Origin of the sequence: Paraniabella aurantiaca (assembly GCF_050309965.1) — a bacterium.
Taxonomy (GTDB): domain Bacteria; phylum Bacteroidota; class Bacteroidia; order Chitinophagales; family Chitinophagaceae; genus Niabella.
This window is the reverse complement of record NZ_JBLOSY010000001.1, coordinates 3,141,476-3,161,842: the sequence shown is the minus strand read 5'-3', so window position 1 is coordinate 3,161,842 and position 20,367 is coordinate 3,141,476. Positions and strand designations below refer to the sequence as shown.

Annotated in this window: 19 protein-coding genes; 4 read left to right on the top strand and 15 right to left on the bottom strand. The window is 42.3% G+C overall.

The window, feature by feature from the left end:
• Positions 1-70 precede the first annotated feature (70 nt).
• A complete protein-coding gene (gene acs / locus ACLOAU_RS13775) occupies positions 71-2,020 on the top strand; it encodes an acetate--CoA ligase (RefSeq protein WP_427862448.1) in 1,950 nt (649 codons plus the stop codon).
• Positions 2,021-2,068: 48 nt separating this feature from the next.
• Here the strand turns inward: acs and ACLOAU_RS13770 are convergent, their stop codons facing one another.
• The 6 genes from ACLOAU_RS13770 to ACLOAU_RS13745 all read right to left on the bottom strand — a co-directional run bounded on the left by ACLOAU_RS13770 (position 2,069) and on the right by ACLOAU_RS13745 (position 7,669).
• Positions 2,069-2,698 carry a phosphoribosylanthranilate isomerase gene (locus ACLOAU_RS13770; RefSeq protein WP_427862447.1) on the bottom strand — a complete coding sequence of 210 codons (630 nt, stop codon included), beginning with the start codon at positions 2,696-2,698 and terminating at the stop codon, positions 2,069-2,071.
• On the bottom strand, positions 2,695-3,483 hold the full coding sequence (trpC, locus tag ACLOAU_RS13765) for an indole-3-glycerol phosphate synthase TrpC (RefSeq protein ID WP_427862446.1): 789 nt from the start codon (positions 3,481-3,483) through the stop codon (positions 2,695-2,697). Before trpC ends, ACLOAU_RS13770 begins: the two co-directional genes overlap by 4 nt.
• 49 nt (positions 3,484-3,532) lie before the next feature.
• Entirely contained in the window at positions 3,533-4,525 is a 993-nt protein-coding gene (gene trpD, locus ACLOAU_RS13760) for an anthranilate phosphoribosyltransferase (protein WP_427862445.1), read from the bottom strand.
• A 38-nt stretch (positions 4,526-4,563) separates the two neighbouring features.
• The gene (locus ACLOAU_RS13755; protein WP_427862444.1) at positions 4,564-5,133 is read right to left on the bottom strand and encodes an anthranilate synthase component II; all 570 of its coding nucleotides are present in this window, start codon (positions 5,131-5,133) and stop codon (positions 4,564-4,566) included.
• A gap of 65 nt (positions 5,134-5,198) precedes the next feature.
• Positions 5,199-6,614 carry an anthranilate synthase component I family protein gene (locus ACLOAU_RS13750; RefSeq protein ID WP_427862443.1) on the bottom strand — a complete coding sequence of 472 codons (1,416 nt, stop codon included), beginning with the start codon at positions 6,612-6,614 and terminating at the stop codon, positions 5,199-5,201.
• Positions 6,615-6,931: 317 nt separating this feature from the next.
• The gene (locus ACLOAU_RS13745; protein ID WP_427862442.1) at positions 6,932-7,669 is read right to left on the bottom strand and encodes a murein L,D-transpeptidase catalytic domain family protein; all 738 of its coding nucleotides are present in this window, start codon (positions 7,667-7,669) and stop codon (positions 6,932-6,934) included.
• A gap of 230 nt (positions 7,670-7,899) precedes the next feature.
• On the opposite strand from ACLOAU_RS13745, the gene purE reads away from it, so the two are divergent.
• Positions 7,900-8,412 (top strand): 5-(carboxyamino)imidazole ribonucleotide mutase, encoded by a 513-nt coding sequence (gene purE / locus ACLOAU_RS13740; protein ID WP_427862441.1) that lies wholly within the window; start codon positions 7,900-7,902, stop codon positions 8,410-8,412.
• Here the strand turns inward: purE and bshC are convergent.
• From bshC to ACLOAU_RS13695, 9 genes are all read right to left on the bottom strand, one after another.
• Positions 8,409-10,013 carry a bacillithiol biosynthesis cysteine-adding enzyme BshC gene (gene bshC, locus ACLOAU_RS13735; RefSeq protein ID WP_427862440.1) on the bottom strand — a complete coding sequence of 535 codons (1,605 nt, stop codon included), beginning with the start codon at positions 10,011-10,013 and terminating at the stop codon, positions 8,409-8,411. The two genes, purE and bshC, sit on opposite strands and share 4 nt — an antisense overlap.
• A gap of 264 nt (positions 10,014-10,277) precedes the next feature.
• Positions 10,278-10,538, bottom strand: coding sequence for a GlsB/YeaQ/YmgE family stress response membrane protein (locus tag ACLOAU_RS13730; protein WP_427862439.1), 261 nt, complete (start codon positions 10,536-10,538; stop codon positions 10,278-10,280).
• Between the two features lie 114 nt (positions 10,539-10,652).
• A complete protein-coding gene (locus ACLOAU_RS13725; RefSeq protein WP_427862438.1) occupies positions 10,653-11,645 on the bottom strand; it encodes a chorismate synthase in 993 nt (330 codons plus the stop codon).
• A 70-nt stretch (positions 11,646-11,715) separates the two neighbouring features.
• Entirely contained in the window at positions 11,716-13,059 is a 1,344-nt protein-coding gene (gene aroA / locus ACLOAU_RS13720; RefSeq protein WP_427862437.1) for a 3-phosphoshikimate 1-carboxyvinyltransferase, read from the bottom strand.
• Between the two features lie 114 nt (positions 13,060-13,173).
• Complete coding sequence (gene aroB / locus ACLOAU_RS13715; RefSeq protein ID WP_427862436.1) at positions 13,174-14,190, bottom strand: 3-dehydroquinate synthase; 1,017 nt, start codon at positions 14,188-14,190, stop codon at positions 13,174-13,176.
• Between the two features lie 142 nt (positions 14,191-14,332).
• Entirely contained in the window at positions 14,333-15,421 is a 1,089-nt protein-coding gene (locus ACLOAU_RS13710; protein WP_427862435.1) for a chorismate mutase, read from the bottom strand.
• Positions 15,422-15,539: 118 nt separating this feature from the next.
• The gene (locus tag ACLOAU_RS13705) at positions 15,540-16,391 is read right to left on the bottom strand and encodes a prephenate dehydrogenase (RefSeq protein ID WP_427862434.1); all 852 of its coding nucleotides are present in this window, start codon (positions 16,389-16,391) and stop codon (positions 15,540-15,542) included.
• 66 nt (positions 16,392-16,457) lie between these two features.
• Complete coding sequence (locus ACLOAU_RS13700; protein WP_427862433.1) at positions 16,458-17,618, bottom strand: pyridoxal phosphate-dependent aminotransferase; 1,161 nt, start codon at positions 17,616-17,618, stop codon at positions 16,458-16,460.
• Positions 17,609-18,490, bottom strand: a complete 882-nt coding sequence (locus ACLOAU_RS13695) for a prephenate dehydratase (RefSeq protein WP_427862432.1) — start codon at positions 18,488-18,490, stop codon at positions 17,609-17,611. Before ACLOAU_RS13695 ends, ACLOAU_RS13700 begins: the two co-directional genes overlap by 10 nt.
• Before the next feature lie 362 nt (positions 18,491-18,852).
• Between ACLOAU_RS13695 and ACLOAU_RS13690 the strand changes: the two genes are divergently transcribed.
• Both ACLOAU_RS13690 and ACLOAU_RS13685 read left to right on the top strand, forming a co-directional pair.
• Positions 18,853-19,521, top strand: coding sequence for a DUF92 domain-containing protein (locus ACLOAU_RS13690; RefSeq protein WP_427862431.1), 669 nt, complete (start codon positions 18,853-18,855; stop codon positions 19,519-19,521).
• 91 nt (positions 19,522-19,612) lie between these two features.
• The gene (locus ACLOAU_RS13685; protein WP_427862430.1) at positions 19,613-20,332 is read left to right on the top strand and encodes a DUF4294 domain-containing protein; all 720 of its coding nucleotides are present in this window, start codon (positions 19,613-19,615) and stop codon (positions 20,330-20,332) included.
• Positions 20,333-20,367: the final 35 nt, after the last annotated feature.

Genomic DNA, 20,367 nt, shown 5'->3' with positions numbered 1-20,367 from the left:
AAACGGTTGCGCATTTAACCGGTAAATAAGGAATAGTTCATTATATTAGCCCCTCAAAATACTATTTGCAATGTCATATCCTTTTCAGATCACATCTTTAGAACAATATCATGCCGATTACAAAAAAAGCCTTGAAGATCCCGAAGGCTTCTGGAGCGGAGTAGCTGACAGTTTTGAGTGGCGAAAAAAACAGCCGTTCAGCAAAAAAGGCCTGGAGTGGAACTTTACGGAACCTTCTGTAAAATGGTTTGAAGGTGCTAAACTGAATATAACAGAAAACTGCCTGGACAGGCACCTGGAATCTATAGGCGACCGGCCGGCGATCATTTGGGAGCCCAATGATCCTAATGAGAAAGTAAGAACACTTACTTATAAAGTGTTGCATAAAAAAGTGTGCGAGTTTGCCCAGGTATTGCGTAACAACGGGGTGAAAAAAGGAGACCGGGTTTGTATTTACATGGGTATGATACCGGAACTGGCAATTGCTGTTTTAGGCTGTGCCCGTATAGGCGCTATACACTCCGTAATATTCGGTGGGTTTTCGGCACAGAGTATTGCCGACAGGCTGTATGACGCGGAAGCCGAGTTTATCATCACCTGCGATGGTGCTTTCCGCGGAGCTAAAGACATTCCTTTAAAGTCTATTATAGATGATGCTTTAATCGGCAACCGTACAGTTAAAAGAGTGATTGTGCACACACGCACCCGTACTCCTGTAAGTATGATTAAAGGACGTGATGTGTGGTGGAGAGATGAGGTGGAAGATGTAGTAGAAAGTATGAGTGAGGAGGTATTAAAGGTGCCTGCGGAAGAAATGGATGCAGAAGATCCGCTGTTCATCTTATACACTTCGGGTAGTACGGGCAAACCCAAAGGTGTGGTGCACACCACTGCAGGTTATATGCTTTGGACAACCTACACTTTTGTAAATGTATTTCAGTATAACCCCGGCGATGTATTCTTCTGTACAGCAGACATAGGCTGGATCACAGGTCATAGCTATATCGCATACGGCCCTTTATTAGCAGGTGCCACCTGCCTGATGTTTGAAGGAATACCCACCTGGCCCGACGCAGGCAGATTCTGGGACATTGTGGATAAACATAAAGTAAATACACTTTACACGGCTCCTACAGCTATCCGTTCTTTGATGAGCTATGGCTTGGATCCATTAAAAGATAAAGACCTGTCGAGCCTGAAAGTATTAGGTACTGTTGGGGAGCCTATTAACGAGGAAGCATGGCACTGGTATGATGAGCATATCGGTAAGAAAAAATGCCCGATTGTAGATACCTGGTGGCAAACAGAAACAGGTGGTATATTAATATCGAACCTGGCTGGTGTAACACCGGCAAAACCAAGCTGGGCAACGCTTCCCTTACCGGGTGTAAAGCCAGTACTGGTAGATGAAAAGGGTGAAGAAGTAACTGAACTAACGGACACCCACTATAGCGGTAACCTTTGTTTATCGATGCCCTGGCCGGGTATACTCCGCACCACCTGGGGTGATCATGAACGTTGCAGACAAACCTATTTCAGCACTTACGAAAATAAATATTTTACCGGGGATGGTGCCTTTAAAGATGAAGAAGGTAATTTTCGTATTACAGGACGCGTAGACGATGTATTGAATGTGAGCGGACACCGATTAGGCACTGCCGAAGTGGAAAATGCCATTAATATGATGGCAGGTGTGGTGGAAAGTGCAGTAGTTGGTTATCCGCACGAGTTAAAAGGACAGGGTATTTATGCTTATGTGGTATTAGACGGCCGCAACAGGCACGAAGAAGATGACCAGCTTACTAAACAGGATTTATTAGCAACAGTGTCCCGTATAATCGGCCCGATTGCCAAACCGGACAAAATCCAATTTGTTAGCGCCCTGCCTAAAACCCGCAGCGGCAAAATCATGCGCCGTATATTGCGCAAAGTAGCCGAAGGAGAGCTGGAAAACCTGGGAGATACTTCTACGCTGTTGGACCCGGCGGTAGTAGATGAAATAAAAGAAGGAAAAGTATAATTTCCCTGATAAATAAACTGGCCCCGCTTTAAACCGGGGCCAGTTTATTTATTGAATACCTTGTATAAATCGCCGTACCTGTTCCATATCTTTCACACCGGGCATTATCTCAAATTTGCTATTCACATCCAGTGAAAAAACATGATTTGCTGATATGAATTCTTTCACTTGCACTGCATCATCAACCCCTATACCGCCGCTTAAAAAATAAGGCTTGTTGATTGAACTGCGTTCTAAAACCGACCAATCAAACTTCTTTCCTGTGCCACCATATTCCTGCGCTTTGGTATCGAACAGAAAATAATCCGCACAGTCTTCATAAGGTATCAGCAATTCCGTTAAGTTTTCATCACCCTTCACACGAAAAGCTTTAATAACGGTAGTTTCAGCGGACAATGCCATACAAAGCTCCGGTGCTTCATCACCATGCAGTTGTACTGCGTCTAATCCGTAACAGGCAACCGCATGCAAAATTTTTTCTATCGTTTCATTTACGAATACACCAACTTTTTGTATGCCGGTCAAAGCTTTTAAATCCGCTGCCGCTATTTTATTGCCGACAAACCTGGGCGATTTTTCGTAAAAAATAAAACCTGCATAATCAATCCCTAAAGCAGCCAGCTCTTCCACTTGTTGCATGGAGGTCATACCACATACTTTTATACGGGGTTGGCTCATTGCGCTGCTTTTAATTGTGCCACAAATGCTTGAAATGCGGCGGGTGTATTGGCTTGCTTCATAAAATATTCCCCGATCAGGAATCCTTTAAAGCCGTTTTCTCTAAAGATCAAAATATCATCAATTTTATCTATGCCACTCTCTGCAATCTTTATTTTATCGGCAGGTAATTTTTCAGCCATACGAAGACTGCGTTCAATATCTACACTAAAGGTTTTAAGATCCCGGTTATTAATACCTACAATCTTTGTGGTGTCACAAATATGCTCCAGCTCTTCTTCTGCATGTAGCTCCAATATAGTCTGTAATCCCAGTGAGGCCGCAAATTCAGCAAGGCGTTTAACTTGTGCAGGTGTGAGGCAGGCAGCAATTAACAAAATAACATCAGCACCGATCGATTTGGCTTCCGCTATCTGGTACTCGTCTATAATAAAATCCTTTCTTAATATCGGTACATCATTGGTCCTTGCTTCAATCAAATCGGCATCCGAACCACCAAAGAAATTTTCGTCTGTCAATACCGATAAACAGGCCGCCCCATAACGGGTATAAGCAGCTGTAATTTCCGCGACATTGGCATCCTGCTTAATAAAGCCTTTTGAAGGGGACTTTCTTTTAAACTCAGCAATAATACCAGTACCATCTGGCTTTAATAAAGAATCGGATAAAGATCGAACTGGTAAAGCAAAAGCAGGCCTGGCTTCCAATTCTTTTAAAGAAGTTTGAGCTCTTCGCTCCGCCACTTCTGTTTTTTTATGTGCTATAATAGTATCTAAAATATTCATGATCTTTTATATGAAATACAGTATCAAAAAATAGGTTGATGCAGGCTCGTTACTGTAAAGAAATTAATTTTTGCAGGCAGGCGTTAGCCTTACCGGATCTCAGACTTTCTTTAGCGGCGGCAAAAGCGTCAGCATAGCTGGTAAATGAGCCTGTTACCTGTAAGGCAATAGCTGCATTGGCCAACACTACAGCTTCCTGCTCCGGAGTTCCGTTACCTTCTAAAATAGATTTAAAGATATGAGCAGCTTCAGCCACCGTATTACCGCCCGAAATCGCTTCAGGCTTCACTTCCAGCCCGGCTAACTGAACGGCCGACAATATCTTTTCTCCTTGCGGAGTCAATAGTTTGCTATCGCCGGTAAGCGACACTTCATCATAACCATCCAACCCATGAACAATGGCAAACTGATTGGATTGCTGCTGTAACAGGTAGTTATACAAACGCGCCATTTCAAGGCTATAAACACCAATGATACTGTAAGCTGGAAACGCCGGGTTGACCAACGGTCCGAGCATATTGAAAAAAGTACGCATGCCCAGGTTTTTCCGTATTGGTCCTACATTCTTTAATGCAGGGTGAAATAGCGGTGCATGTAAAAAACAAATATTAGCCGCTTCCAGTTCTTTTCGAAGCGCATCCCCATCGTTCTTGAACCGATAGCCCATTGACTCAATTACATTGGAGGAACCACTAATGGCTGATGCGCCGTAGTTACCATGCTTGCTTACTTTAACACCAGCGCCGGCAACAATAAAGCAGGATAAAGTAGAGATATTAAAAGTGTTCTTACCATCGCCCCCGGTACCTACTATATCCAGGGTGGTCAAACCACTAAAATCTACACGCACACAAAGCTCCAGCAATGCGTCCTGGAAGCCCTGCAGCTCGTGTAACGTAATGCTACGCATCAGGAACACGGTCATGAAAGCCGTTACTTCATGCTCATTATATACTCCTTTACCGATATTCACCAATGCTTCCTTGGCAGTTTGCCGGTCCAAGGTTTTATGCTCAAATAATAAGCTTAATATTTTTTTCATTTGAAATATTCAATATGCAGTAATCAATATCCAATCTCCTAGGCTTTCAACCAGTTTCTTAATATCTGCTCTCCCAGCGGCGTTAATACACTTTCGGGGTGAAACTGCACGCCACGTACATCATAAGTTTTGTGCTGCAGTGCCATAATCATATCATTTTCATCTACAGCGGTAATTTCTAACTCATCTGGAAAGCCATCCCTTGACACTACCCAGGAATGGTAGCGGCCTACTTCAAACTCTTCTGTCAATCCTGCAAACAGATCAACACCTTCTTTTATGATTTTACAGGGAGTAGCTACACCATGGTATACTTTTGAAAGATTCGTGAGTTTTCCGCCAAAAGCCTCGCCAATGGCCTGCTGCCCCAGGCAAACGCCCAGTATGGATTTCGATGCAGCATATTCCTTGATCAGCGGTAATAATAATCCGGCTTCTTCGGGTATACCCGGACCCGGGGAAAGAATTATTTTATCATAGTCATTTACCTGCTCCAGGGTTATCTGGTCGTTGCGGTGTACATCTACTTTTTGATGTAATATTTTTTCTACCAGGTGCACCAGGTTGTACGTAAAAGAATCGTAGTTATCGAAAACGAGAAGTTTCATATTGAATGTAAAATGTAGAGTAATAAGTTTATAATGTAGCGTATTACATAATTAGGGTGCTGCACCTAAATAGTCTGGGCAACCACAATCGCCTTTTTTAAGGCCCCCAATTTATTGTTTACCTCCTGCAATTCACTTTCAGGAACGCTGGCGGCTACTACGCCGGCACCGGCCTGGTAATATAATGTATTGTTCCTGCTGAGGAAAGTACGGATCATTATGGCCTGGTTGCAGCTTCCGTTAAAGCCCATAAAACCAACAGCTCCGCCATAATAGCTACGTAAGGTAGGTTCATACTGGTTGATCAGTTGCATGGCTTTTATTTTGGGTGCGCCACTTAAAGTACCTGCCGGGAAAGTTTTTGCCAGGAGTTCAAATGCATTAGTGGTGTCATTCACCGTACCTACTACCTCGCTTACCAGGTGTATTACATGAGAGTAAAAATGGGTTTCCCTGAAGTGAGCCACTTTTACGTTATAACAGCCCCTGCTTAAATCATTGCGGGCCAGATCCACGAGCATTACATGTTCGGCATTTTCCTTCGGATCATTTTCAAGCCGTATGGTCTCTGCCGCATCCTGCTTATCATCGCCGGTACGCTTTACAGTACCCGCTATCGGATGCACAACGGCCTGGCCATTATTAATGATGAGCTGCGATTCGGGTGACGAGCCCATGATCTTATAATCGCCATAATCGAAGAAAAACAAGTAGGGCGACGGGTTGATGTTGCGCAAGGCACGATAAACATTAAACTCATCACCATTAAAAGATTGCTGAAACCTGCGGCTTAAAACAATCTGGAAAACATCACCCCGGTAACAATGAGCAATTCCCTGCTGTACCATGTTGCGATAATCATCGTCGCTCATGTTCGAGCTTTCTCCACCATTCGTTTTAAAAGGGTATACCGGAACATCCTTACCACGAATAAGTGACATCAATGCGGCTTTATCACTGTCAATACCGGCTATTTCGTTTTCGCATATAAACAATTCATCCCTGAAATGATTAATGGCTATTACGTATTGATACAAACGATAGCGCATTAAAGGGATAGCGTCCTCATCTACCTTGAATACGGCGCCCGGTATCGTTTCAAAAAAACGGATTGCATCATAAGAAGTATAACCATACAGCCCCTGTGCATAAACGGCTACTTTATTCGCCGATGGCGCTACGTCAAAACGCTGCATAAATCCGTTCAACACATCTGTAATGGATGCTCCCTGCTGAAACGGAATAGTTTCAGCAGTTTGGCCGGGAAGTTTTATTTCTATTTTCTCTGTGGACGAAATTTCAATACCGCCAATGGCGTTTACACCGATAAAAGACCAGCTGTTTTCCGCAACATGATTATCTGTACTCTCCAACAAAATGGTATCTCTAAACCTGTCCCTTAAGCGCAGGTATATTCCTACTGGTGTAAACACATCAGCCAGCATGGATGTGACGGTAGTTTTAATTGTTATTTTTTGCATCTTGATCAAGCTAAGGCCAAAGGCTATTATTTTATTTAATCGAAACCAACAAAAAACCCCGGTACTACCGGGGTTCTTGTATATCATTCATCTTTATGATGCGCAGCATTACAATACCCCATTAGAGTTTGCGTGCCACCACCAAAAAAGATTTTTTTCATTTTTCATGGTCACAAATATAATAGTTAATTGATTGCAGACAAATTTTTATTTGCATGAGCATTCAATAGCGCCCCTTGCTCCTATCATAATGTACAACTTATCGTTGTTTACAAATAACGCAACGTAAAAAAACCGGCAACGCCGGTTTAAAGAATTTATCCAACTGAAAAATGTGCAGAAGGTCTGTAGCTTTTGTTGTAAATAAACAGGCAGCTTCCGTTTTTTATAGTTTGTATAATTGGTTTCGTTAACGCCGTTGGAATAGCCGGGCAGCCATGGCTGCGGCCAATATATCCCTGTGCATCAATAAAGGACTGGCTTACATAAGGAGCTCCATGTATAACAATTGCACGGCGCATCGCATTCGTATTCAGGTTTTGCTCAAGACCTCTCAGTTTTAATGAATAACCCTTGCTTCCGCTATAAGTTTGATCAGTAATGTAAAAACCTAAACTACTTTTATGCGATTCATTGGTATTGCTAAAGAATTCAGCCATTTCTTTACCTGTATTCCGGCCATGGGCCACCCAGGTATTAAATAACACTTTATAATTCTTTACATCTATAATGTACATACGCTTATGGCTGCTGGGCTGGTCAAAATCGATAATCGTTAGTACTGAATCATTTTGCAAAACACCTTCTTCATCCAGCTTTTTAAAGCCATTCATTGCATAGGTAAATGCTTCATGGGATAAGCCCTGATCGTCTAATTCAAGACTATCATATACTAACTCCAAAGCATTCGCCCCGCTATTGGATTCATTTGAAACTTTAATCTCTTTTTCTACTTCTGGCTCATTAATTGCTTCTATCTTATTAATTGTCCAGGACAAAAAGGCTACTGATAACACACAAAGTCCTAGTAGCCGCAAATATTTTTTTAATTGCATGCGTTCTCCTTTAATTCTTTTACATTAAAAATTATCGGTATGTTTTTCTATAAGAACTTGTAGAATTTTCGGTAGGCGTCTATATAAACGTATGTCAAAAACAATTATTGCCCATTTTTAATGCTATAAGAAAATTTTAACATCCTCAGGAATTATTGTTTTTACAATTATCTGGGAATCAATTTGCATAGTTTTTTGCAGGCCAATTGTTTTTATTGTTCCTTTGCAGCATGGCAATAGAAGTTGGAATAATCATGGGTAGCGACAGCGATTTAAACATTATGCAGGCTGCCGCAGATATTTTAAAAGAGCTGGGCGTTGCATACGAACTAACGGTTGTATCGGCCCACAGAACACCTTTGCGCATGGTTGAATATGCGCAGCAGGCAAAAGCAAGAGGCTTAAAAGTAATTATTGCCGGTGCCGGTGGTGCGGCTCATTTACCTGGTATGGTAGCTTCAATTACAGCTTTGCCGGTAATTGGCGTTCCGGTAAAATCAAGCAATTCAATCGACGGGTGGGATAGTGTACTTTCTATTCTGCAAATGCCTAACGGCGTACCAGTGGCTACAGTTGCGTTAAATGCGGCAAAAAATGCAGGTATATTAGCGGCCCAAATTATTGGCACTACCAATGAGCAGGTAGGTAATAACGTGGAGTTGTATAAGCAAAACCTGGAAAAAGAGGTGCTGGTAAAAGTAGGCAACCTGAAAGAAAAAGGGTATACCAACGCTTTCGATTAATGCTCGGCAATAACCACTAACTGCTGCTCCAAAGCGTAAGAATTTTGGTATAGGGTTGTAATAAGATCTGGTCCCCAACACGCCAGGTAAGGCAATATATTGTCTACCCTTTCCTGTAAATTATTATTAGGAAATAATTGCAGTTTTAATGCATCAATTTGCCGCATGGCATCACTATAGTTCTTCTTTTCAGCTCTCAGGAATTTCTTTCCTAATTCCACAATATTTCTTTCCTCCTGTTTTTGCAATGCGTAAATATGTCTTTTCAAGGTGGGATCGATAGGTGTTGCCTGATCAGCTAATGATTCAAATAACTTCTTAATAGCAAGCTGTGCCTGCTCTGTTGAAAGATTGTTCTGACTATTCGCTTTTACCCACTTGTTTTTTAAACCCAACGAACTCAGAAACAACTCCTGTTCGGTGAAGTTCAACTTATTGATTCTTTCTACCTGCTTATGATTGATAATCAAAAATGAGTTGCGTAATATCAATAACGGGTAGGGTACTTTGTAGTGCTCGAATATGCCCTTCAGCTCCAACCAGTAAGCCAGCTCTCCCCCTCCTCCAACAAATACAATATTGGGCAAAATCATTTCCTGGAAAAGACCACGCAAAATAACATTCGGACTAAACCTTTCGGGATGCGAGGCTAACTCTTTAAAAAGCTCTTCCTGTGTGAACCGGATATCGCTGTCCACAACAATCCAGGTATCGTTATTTCTTTCTATTCGTAACCGTTCACCGTTGTCCTTCAGGTAAAAAAGATTAATATTCCTGCCATGCGCCTGCGCCTTATAACCCGCCTTTTCCAGCTTTTGCGCGGTTTCAGCTACTATTCCCGAAGAGTGTTGATTCAGTAATTCATCCTTGAAAAGATCAATGGCAATCGACTTTAACACCGGGCTATCGGGTACCACTACCACCAGTCCATAACTACCAAACAGGTAATTGACAAAGCCTAATGTGGCCGTCTGTATATTGGCTCCACTTGTATAGAACTTCCTTACCACTTTCATGATATCTGCTCCATAAGGCTGTACCCCTATTTCAGACTCAATGCGCTCAATAAGCTGCAACAACTCCTTATCGATTGTCATTCTACCCACGGCCCCGATTTGTTTGGTATCCCAAACCAGTTTCTCGCCGTTTAAATGAATATGGCCCAGTTCATCCAGGTCAGCATCTTCACTTCCCATATAATAAACCGGTACAAAATTGTAATTAGGGTATAAGGAATGACAGTACTCCGCCAGCTTAATGGCATGGAGAATTTTATAAATGAAATACAGGGGACCCGTAAAAATATTAGGCTGATGTGCTGTTGTAATGGTAAAGGTATTGGGTTGTTTTAATAACTCAATATGGTTAGTTAAAGCTTCGGTTTGATCCAGGTTTTTATATTGAGCCAGCAAGGCATCACTTAGTAGCTGCCTGTTTTGTTGATATTCGCTTTTGGCTTTTAATATGGCTTTTAAAGATTCTTTCCGGGGAAATTGCTGATAAAAAGGTTGAAGTGCTTCAGATTCACTTAAATAATCCAACACAAGTTTGGAAAATGAATAAGTTTGACCATAAGGAATTCCGGTTGCTTTGAAGTTCATATTATCTATAACTTATGAAATAAACCCACAATTTCTCCCATTTTTTATATTAGGCATTGCTGTCGGCGAATTCCCTGCCCCTGCCCGTTCCGTTCAGGCGGGCGTTCCGTTCAGGCGGAGATCTGACTATTAAAAAGATAAAAATACATGGATGAAAGTACTATAACGCTTTTATTTTGAAATAGTTTTTTTGTAATGCCTTATCTGGCAAAATAAAAAAAACCACCCTTTAAAGGGTGGCCATATTTTTAATTTGTTCAATATCTATCCACGTTTTCGGGTTGCCATGCCATAAATCCAAAGCAACACAATAGCCCCTACTACTGCAAATAAAAATCCTCTCAAGCTCCAGTTACTGTTGATAGGCGTATCTGTAAGTAACCCATTCAGCCATCCGCCCACAAACGCGCCGGCAATACCTATTAAAATAGTTACAATCCAACCACCGGGGTCTTTACCAGGATGTAAAGCTTTGGCTATAGCGCCAGCGATTAAACCAAAAAGTATCCAGGACAAAATGCTCATAGTTTTAATTTTTTAAGGTTTGGTAAAATTATACTACCAATTTACTATTAAAAAACATGCCAAAGCATTTGCCTAAAGTATTTTTATTCACATCCTAATGCACAATAAAAAATACTAAACTATGCGGGGTACTTTTTGCTCCTGCATCATCAGGTCTGCCAAAACTATAGCTGTAGCAGCTTCCACAATAACAGGCGCTCTTAAAGCCACACAAAGATCATGGCGGCCTTTTACCGAAAAGTCTTCTACCTGACCGGTTTCCCAGTTTAAGCTATGCTGCTGTTTTGGAGTAGATGCGGTAGGTTTTACCGCGATGCGGAATACTAATTCATTACCATTGGTGATGCCCCCTACTATCCCACCCGCATGATTGGTGGTTGTTTTTCCATCCATATTTTCAATGGCATCATTATGCTGGCTGCCAAACATTTTAGCCGCAGCAAACCCGCTTCCGAACTCTACTCCTTTAACTGCAGGAATAGCGAACATCGCATGCGCTAATAAAGACTCCACCGAATCAAAATGCGGCTCACCTAAACCCAATGGTAAACCGTTTACCCTGCATTCGATAATGCCGCCCACCGAATCCTTGGCATCAATACCTTTTTGGAGGCCCTTTTCCAGGTCGGTTTCGCCGGCAATCTCAGTCACTCTTGCTTCTACAGTAATCCCTTTCAGCAGTTTTTTGGCGATAACACCTGCCCCCACCAATCCTGTAGTTAATCGGGCACTAAAATGGCCGCCGCCGCGATAATCTTCAAAACCACCAAACTTTTTATGGGCAACAAAATCTGCATGGCCGGGGCGTGGGAAGCTACGCTGTTTTTCATAGTCACCACTGCGGGTATTCTTATTTTCGAAAAAGATCATGATAGGAAAGCCGGTTGTCTTTCCATTGAAATTACCACTTCTGAAAATGGGTATATCGTCTTCTTTCCTGGGCGTCGCCCCTTTCTGTGTACCGCCCTTGCGCCGCTCCATATCTGGCAGAAAATCTTCCACCGGAATATCCAGGCCAGCCGGGCAACCGTCAATTACCACACCCACCCCGTCTCCATGGGACTCGCCAAATATCTGTACCCTGAAAATTCTGCCAAAAGAGTTCATAATGTTTTTTTATGTACAGTGTACGATGTACGTTATCAAATGTACAATGCGCGTATGGCACGCTGTAGACCTAGTCTTTAAATGCTTCTTTTAATGCTGATAAATCAATCCCATCTTTTACCTGGGCGCCTAATGCTTTAATATGATCATAAAAATCAGGATAAGATTTATTAACCGCATGCGCTTCTTCAATAGTCGTATCTCCGTCTGCCCTTAAAGCAGCAACCGCGCAAGCCATGGCAATTCGATGATCGTGACGCGAATGCACCAGTGTTCCTTTTAAGCCATTACCTCCATGCACATACATCAGGTCTCCTTCCAGGTCCACTTTCAATCCCATTTTACCAAACTCATCCTGTAAAGTAATACCACGATCGCTTTCCTTGTGCGCCAGGCGGCTCACTCCTTTTATCTTGGTTACGCCATTACAATAAGCCGCTAATGCCACCAATGGAGGAAATAAATCCGGGCAATCGGTAGCGTCAAATTCAAAGGCGTTCATCTCTGTTTTATGCAGCCGGATAGCTTTTGCATCTATTGCGATACCTGCGTTTGCCGCCATTAAAGCCTCTGTAATTTTTTTATCGGCCTGTGTGCTGGCCATGCTCAAACCCCTTACAGAAATATTGCCTGCGATAGCACCTGCTACCAACAGGAAAGCGCCGCCGCTCCAGTCTCCTTCTACGGTATAGTTGGAATTTGTTTCTGCGGCAGGAGCATCTTTATGAAAAACAAACTCTTCATAATTCTTATTCTCCGGCACTTTCAACCCAAACTTCTTCATTACATCCAGTGTCAGATCGATGTAAGGTTTGCTTTTTAAATTATTCACTTTGATTGAAACGCTATCGCCCTCAAACGGAGCTACTGCAAAGGCTAACAATAAACCTGTTAAAAACTGAGAGCTTAAAGACCCGTCGATGCTTATATTTTTAGGTTGCAGAGGCCCCTGGATCACTAATGGTAATTTCCCTTCGTTAGACTCAACCGTAACCCCTACCTGGGGCAGGATCTCGTCGAAAAAGTCCATAGGTCTTGTCACCAGGCTGCCTTCACCATTAATTGTTATTTTATTACTGGTTAAAGCTGCAAGCGGCGTAAACATGCGAATGCTTAAACCACTCTCTCCACAGTTAATAGCACCACCCTGGTCGCCGTTCATAAACGCCACTTCAGCAGCTGGTGAAAAGCCGGTACTATCAATCACCAGTTCTTCATTCCCTTTTTCAATAATGGCACCCAATGCCTGTATAATACTCATCGCTGCTTTATCATCATTACTATGCCCGGGATTATACACTACAGATCTTTTTGCTGCCACCAAACCCGCGGCACAAGCGCGTTGCATAGAGCTTTTAGAAGCCGGCGCTAAAATGTCACCTTTTAATTCGGAGGGAGAAATCGTTACTTTCATTGTTATATTTTTCCATCGCCAGAGGCGACAACTAATGTATGCGAAGCGAGCGCCTTACTACAGCCAGGAACGTTTCGCGCAGCTATCGGAGGTAAGCAACCTCATATAGCGGCCTTACAATTTATTAATTATTTTTTCTAAGCGCTGCAGTGGAATAGGATGCACCACAGCCTTTCCTATCTTATTCAGTAGTACAAAATTCATTTCCTTCTGAACGCGTTTTTTATCCATCGCCAACACCTCAAATACTTTTTTGGCATCAAAAGAAATTGTGGTAGATAACTGATATTTTTCGATCAAAGCCCTCACCCGCTCCTTACTATCAAAGCCCAGTAATTGTTCTGAGATCTGCCCCGCGTATACCATACCAATAGCAACCGCTTCCCCGTGCATCAACCCGTACTGCGTTTCAATAGCATGGCCAATGGTATGACCATAGTTCAATAAGCGCCTGTCTCCTTTTTCAAATTCATCTTTCTGTACTACTTTGGTTTTGATGAGGGCATTACGCTGAATGAGTTCGGCGAGCAGCTTTTTATCCTTCATATAATCAGAGAGATCATGTTGCTCCAATTGCTTAAACATAGCGGCATCTTTAATACAGGCATGTTTAATAATTTCAGCAAACCCGTTCTGCCACTCTTTTTCAGGCAACGACTGCAGCAAAGAAAGATCGTGTAACAGGAATGAAGGCTGGCGGATAATACCCACCATATTTTTATACAGGCCTACATCAATGCCGTTCTTACCACCAATAGATGCATCTACCAAACCCAGGATGGTTGTAGGTATAAAACCAAATCGTATACCGCGCATGTATATCGACGCAGTATACCCTGTAATATCCGTAATCACGCCTCCACCTACACCAATCAATACCGATTTACGATCTACCTTCTTATCAATCAATTGACCGATAATGCCATCCACCAAAGACTGATTCTTCTGCTCTTCTCCCGGAGGAATAACAATAGTTGTAAAGCCTTTGAATTTTGGTTCATGTGCTTTAAAAATGTTTTCGTCTGTAATGACTATGGCGCTTCGTTTATCAACTATCTTACCCAGCTCTTTTAAAGAGCTGTCAAAATAAAAATCAGTAGAAGCGTTGGAAAATTTAATGGTTTGAGCCAAAATCGAACAATTTAGGCGATGTGTCTGTTTGCACAGCATTCGCTTTTATCAAAAACATTAGATCGTGATGTACAATGTAAGATATACGATGTACGCGCCTTATTCCGCCCGTACATCGTACGTCTTTATATCGTATATAATATTATGCGTCTAATACCTGCTTCTGGTGGTTGATACTTTCCAGGTGAACCGCGTCCAAATATTTATTCAAAAAGTCGCGACTTAAACCCAGTTTCTCGCCACGTGCAGCAGCTTTTTCAATAATTTCCTGCCAACGGCCCGGCTGTAAAATAGTGATGTTATTATCTTTTTTATATTGACCGATCTGATCGGCAATTTTCATACGCTGCGATAAAATTTGCAGCATCTCATCGTCCAAGTGGTTAATTTGCTGACGCAATTTTTCCAAAGCCTGGTGGTAGTCCTGGTTGTCCACATCTTCTTTTCTCCAGATAATAGACTCCATCATTTCTTTCAAACGAGCCGGTGTAACCTGTTGCTTTGCATCGCTCCATGCATTATCCGGATCGATATGGCTTTCGATCATCAAACCATCATAATCCAGGTCAATCGCTTTTTGAGAAACTTCTAAGAGGTTATCGCGCTTACCACAGATATGAGATGGATCGTTAAAGATCGGCAGTTCAGGATACTTTAATTTCATTTCAATGGCCAGGTGCCACATCGGTGCGTTACGATATTGGGTATTACCATAGGAAGAAAAACCACGGTGAATCAGACCCAGGTTTTTAATACCTGCACGGGCAATCCTTTCTACACCACCTGCCCACAACTCCAGATCAGGATTGATCGGATTTTTTACTAATACCGGTACATCTACACCGCGTAAAGCATCTGCAATTTCCTGAACGCTGAAAGGATTTACCGTAGTACGGGCTCCAATCCAAAGCACATCAACATCAAAAGTTAAAGCATCCTGTACCTGTTTAGCAGTTGCTACTTCGATAGCAGTAGGTAAGCCGGTAATTTGTTTAGCCTTCTGTAACCAGGGTAAACCTTTAGCTCCGATACCTTCAAACATACCGGGCTTGGTACGGGGTTTCCAGATACCGGCGCGTAGCATATCTACTTTACCGGTTGCCGCTAATTGCTGTGCCGTTTCCAACACCTGTTCTTCTGTTTCTGCGCTACAAGGACCGCTTACGATGATCGGCCTTTTAGCCCATAGTTCCTGGATTTTTTCTTTTGATGAAACCTGCTGAGTGCTCATTGAAATATAATTATTGATGTTATTTAATAACCGAAAGATTTTGCTTTAAAATTTATTCATTTATAATGAAAACATTGAATAGTTTTTAATCAATTTTCCATCCGGCAAATTTAATTGTTTATTTGATGATTCTTTTTATTTTATTAGCATCTGATATTAACGATTGTAAGTTTTCCTGATCGCTATTGGTAATATAAGTTTTGAATTTGGTTAACTGGTCGATATGCTCCGATAAAACATCCAGTATATTCTCCTTATTCTGCAGGAAAATGGGCACCCACATGGCCGGGTTACTTTTTGCCAAACGTACTGTACTTTCAAAACCGGCTGACGCGATCTGGAAAATAGCGCTTTCTACTTTTTCCTTTTCCAATACGGTATTAGCCAGCGCAAATGAAGTGATATGAGAGATATGACTTACATAAGCCACGTGCAGATCATGAGCACGCGCATCCATATCCACCACCCGCATGCCTATTTTCTGGTACATTTTATCCACCCATTCAACTGCATCCACATCGCTTTCGCTACGATTGCAGATAATCACGGCCTTACCTTCAAATGCACCTCTTACCGCGGCGGCAGGTCCGCTATATTCTGTACCCCACATTGGATGTGTAGCTACGTAACGCCCCCGGTTCGGATGATTTTGTATGGCCGCAATCAGGTCAGACTTCGTAGAGCCCATATCCATTACAATCTGGTCGGTCACCTTATCCAATATTTGCGGCAACAGGTTCACCTGTACATTTACGGGAACTGCCAGCACTATAACGTCAGCGGCTTCAATCGCTTCGTCTAACGGCAATACTTCGTCTACCAGCTCATATTCCAATGCCTGCTCTGCATGCTGTGCACTGGCTTCCACACCAATTAACCGTGAGGAAAGCTTTTTCTCGTGCAACTGTAAAGCCATTGATCCGCCAATAAGCCCCACTCCTACAATTGCTATTTTTTTCCGGTTGTTCATAATTTCTGAACCATGATTATTAGATGGATTACCATGATTTCCGGTAACCCTGTCAACTTTTAAACTTTACACCTTCAAACTATTCTTCACCCTGCTAATCGCTTCATCAAACCTTTCTACAGAGCCACATAAACTGATCCTTATATAATCATTACCGGCACTGCCAAAAATGCCGCCGGGCGTAATAAATACATTGGCTTTATACAATACATCATCTGCAATTTCGTAACAGTCTTTGTACCGGCCGGGTATTTTCGCCCATACAAACATGCCTACCTGGTTTTTAGCATACACGGCCCCTAACAGATCCAGCAACTGAAAAACCTTCTCTCTCCGCTCCCTGTAAATAGCATTTACTTCATCATGCCACTCTTTACCCAGCGTCAACGCTTTAGCTGCGGCCAATTGCAGAGGCAGGAACATACCACTGTCCATGTTGCTCTTAAAACGCAGCACTTCATTAATTCTTTCAGCGGCACCACAAAGAACGCCTACCCGCCACCCGGCCATATTGTGCGACTTACTTAAAGAGTTCAATTCAACAACAACGTCCTTCGCTCCTTCAATGCTTAATAGGCTGATGGGCTCATCGTTCAGGATAAAGCTGTAGGGATTATCATGAACGATCAAAATATTGTGTTTACGCGCAAAGGCGATCAACTTTTCAAATACCTGCTTATCCGGTTGCTGACCTGTGGGCATTTGCGGGTAATTCACAAAAAACAATTTCACTTTGCTCAGGTCCAACGCTTCTATGGCTTCAAAATCCGGCTGGTAATTGTTTTCTTCCTTTAGGTCATAATCAATACATACTCCCCCGGCAATCGTTACATTACTGCGGTACGTGGGATATCCCGGATTGGGTACCAGTACAGCGTCGCCTTCATTTAAATAGGTCATACAAATATGCATGACGCCTTCCTTGCTTCCGATAAGCGGCAGGATTTCGGTATCGGCATTTAACGCTACCCCATACCACTTTTGGTACCAGTCGGCAAAAGCCTTCCTTAAAACCGGGCTGCCTTTATAGTTTTGGTAACCATGTACATTCGGTTTCTGTGCTTCTTCAAATAAAACCCTTACTACGTCCGGGTGCGGTGGCAGGTCAGGACTTCCTATACCCAGGTTCACAATATTCTTACCCTGCTTATTCAGCTCATCTATTTCCCGCAGTTTTTGAGAAAAATAATACTCTCCCACTCCCTGCAATCTTTTTGCTACTTCCATATGCCTTTATTATAAATGCCGTAAATTTTAATAGCTTCTGTTAATGGTTTTAGTTTTTCAATTACTCTTTCAAAGGTTTTGATATTGTCAAATTCAAGATCTGCATGAAACTGGTACTTGAATTCTGAACCGGGAATAGGGAAGCTTTGCAGCTTTGACATGTTTACTTTATGTATGGCCATCACCCCTAAAACCCTTGCCAGCGCCCCTTCTTTGTGAATGGTTTGAAAATTGATCGACGCTTTATTTCCTGTTTGAGGCGCCTCTATATCTTCAGGCCTTTTTAAAACCAGGAAGCGGGTATAGTTCTTTTTTAAGGTTTGTATTTTAGGAGCTATAACATTTAAGTCATAGATCTCTGCCGCCAGGCTACTGGCAATAGCCGCAGTATGCTTGCTTTTGTATTGGGCTATGTGCTTAGCGCTTAAAGCGGTGTCATCACTCTCTACCAGCTTCCACTTGTACTGATCCAGGTATTCATAACACTGTTGCAACGCCATGGTATGTGAGTGTACTTCTTTAATATCTTCCAGTGTTACGCCATGATTTACTAACAGGTTCTGGTGTATCTGCATATACACTTCTCCCACAATCTTAAGGTTACTACCCTGTATCAAATTATAGTTGGCCAGTATGCTGCCCGCTATCGAATTCTCAATAGCCATAATACAGCCATCGGTACGACTGGCATCTTTCGCTGCTACCATCACATCTTTAAAGGTGGTGCAACATTCAACCGTTACGTTTTTATTAAAGAAGTGATTAGCGGCCTGCTGATGAAAACATCCTTCAAAGCCCTGAATCGCCATGTGAGGCGTGTTGTTTGGTTTACTTTCGGTTTGTTCCTGCGAACTGTCGGCTTTTGGCACCATTTTAAAACTTTTACTTATCCCCGGCAAGACCGGGTAAGTGCTAAAAAAAAATCCCGGCTTTCTTTGCCAGGATTCTTTTTATGTTGAATTATTTTTATCTGTTTCGTTTCAACTAAAGCATTCCCGGCTTCATTTCAAAAAAGAAGCTAAAATAAAAACCGGTAAAAAATCGAGTTGTTGTCATTGTACCGCAAATTTAAAAGATAAAATCAAATAACCAAATATATTTTTATGCAAACGTTTGAGCAATATGCGCGCCCTTCAAAACTAACAACTGGTAGCTTAAAATGCAGTACAGTGGCCTATCTTGCATGATAATGCATTCTGAGTTCCGGATATTTTTGCTGATTATATTATCAGGAATGGCGGCAAGTGTAGTGTTCAAAAAACTAACACCACCGGCAGCCATAACCGGTGGTATATTAAGTTGCTGTATTTATGCGGGAGCCGGGTTTGCAGGCATCACCCTGATGGCTACCTTTTTCGTTTTAGGCGTATTGGCCACATCATGGAAACTGGGTCAAAAAATATCCGACGGTTTAGCGGAGGCTCAAAAAGGCAGAAGAACAGCAGCACAGGTTTTTGCGAACGCCGGCGCAGCCGCCATCGCCGGCCTGATTACCTCAGTACTTCCTGAGTTAGGTTTAAATACGCCACTGATTATAGCCGCCTGCTTTGCGTCCGCCACAGCAGACACGGTATCCTCTGAACTGGGCAATGTGTATGGCAAACGTTTTTACCATATCCTGTCCTTCAAAAAAGCTATGAAAGGTTCAAACGGTGTTATCAGCATGGAGGGTACCCTTGCGGGATGTATCGGAAGTTACATCATCTCAGTTATTTATGCCTTTTGGGAGGGTTGGAGCATTGATACGCTCTTCATTCTCCTCGCCGGCAGCTTTGGAAATTTTATCGATTCCATTTTGGGAGCGGCCCTTGAAAACACCGGGTATATCAATAACAACGCGGTCAACTTCCTGAATACATGCGCCGCAGCTGTTTTTATACTAATTATGGATTTAATGAGATAAACAATACTTTAACTAACCGTTAGTATTATTTTGTTCTAATTTACACTGTTGACCTTTATTAATTATCCCAATTGCAACTAACTTTGTGAAGTTGAAAACCCTTTGGAAATATTGCTTTTGCGCACTAACTGCTACAGCTTTTGTATTGCATACCCGTGCGCAAACGGCTCCTCCGGCCGATAGCATCCGTGTTCCCCCAAGGCCCAGCATGCAGGAAATCATGAAAGACTGGGGGCCTAATGATCTTACCAAAATTGGTGCAATCTGGTATGGAACTGACTACAATTCATTTAAAATGCTGCCTTTTACCGAAGAGGAGAATGTCTGGATCTCCAAACTTCCCCCGGCCAAGTTGGAGCAGGTTAAAAAAGAATACAACCGGCTGAGGAATGCCGTATATGTATGTTATCCTTATGCCCGCATTGCCGGTAATACCATCAACCAGATTAACCGGGAGGCAGAGATACTGGGTAAGAAAAAAGACAAAAAAGCGCTGATCAAGGCCAAGGAAAAGGAACTGAAAAAGCAATTTGCAGACCCGCTGACCAACCTTTCGGTATACCAGGGAAAAGTGCTGATGAAATTGATCAACCGGCAAACCGGCAATAACTGTTACGAAATTTTAAAAGAATATAAGGGCGGATTGAATGCCCGTATATACCAAACTGTTGCTTTCTTTTATGGAGGCAGCCTGAAGCAGGATTATAATCTTAAAGACAATTTTGACCGTGATATTGAGAATTTTGTAAGAGAAATCGATGCCAGCTGGTATAATAATCCTTATCAAAATCCGGCATATAACAGGTATTAGACGAACATTTTTTTGCAAGGGTGTTAATAATAAAA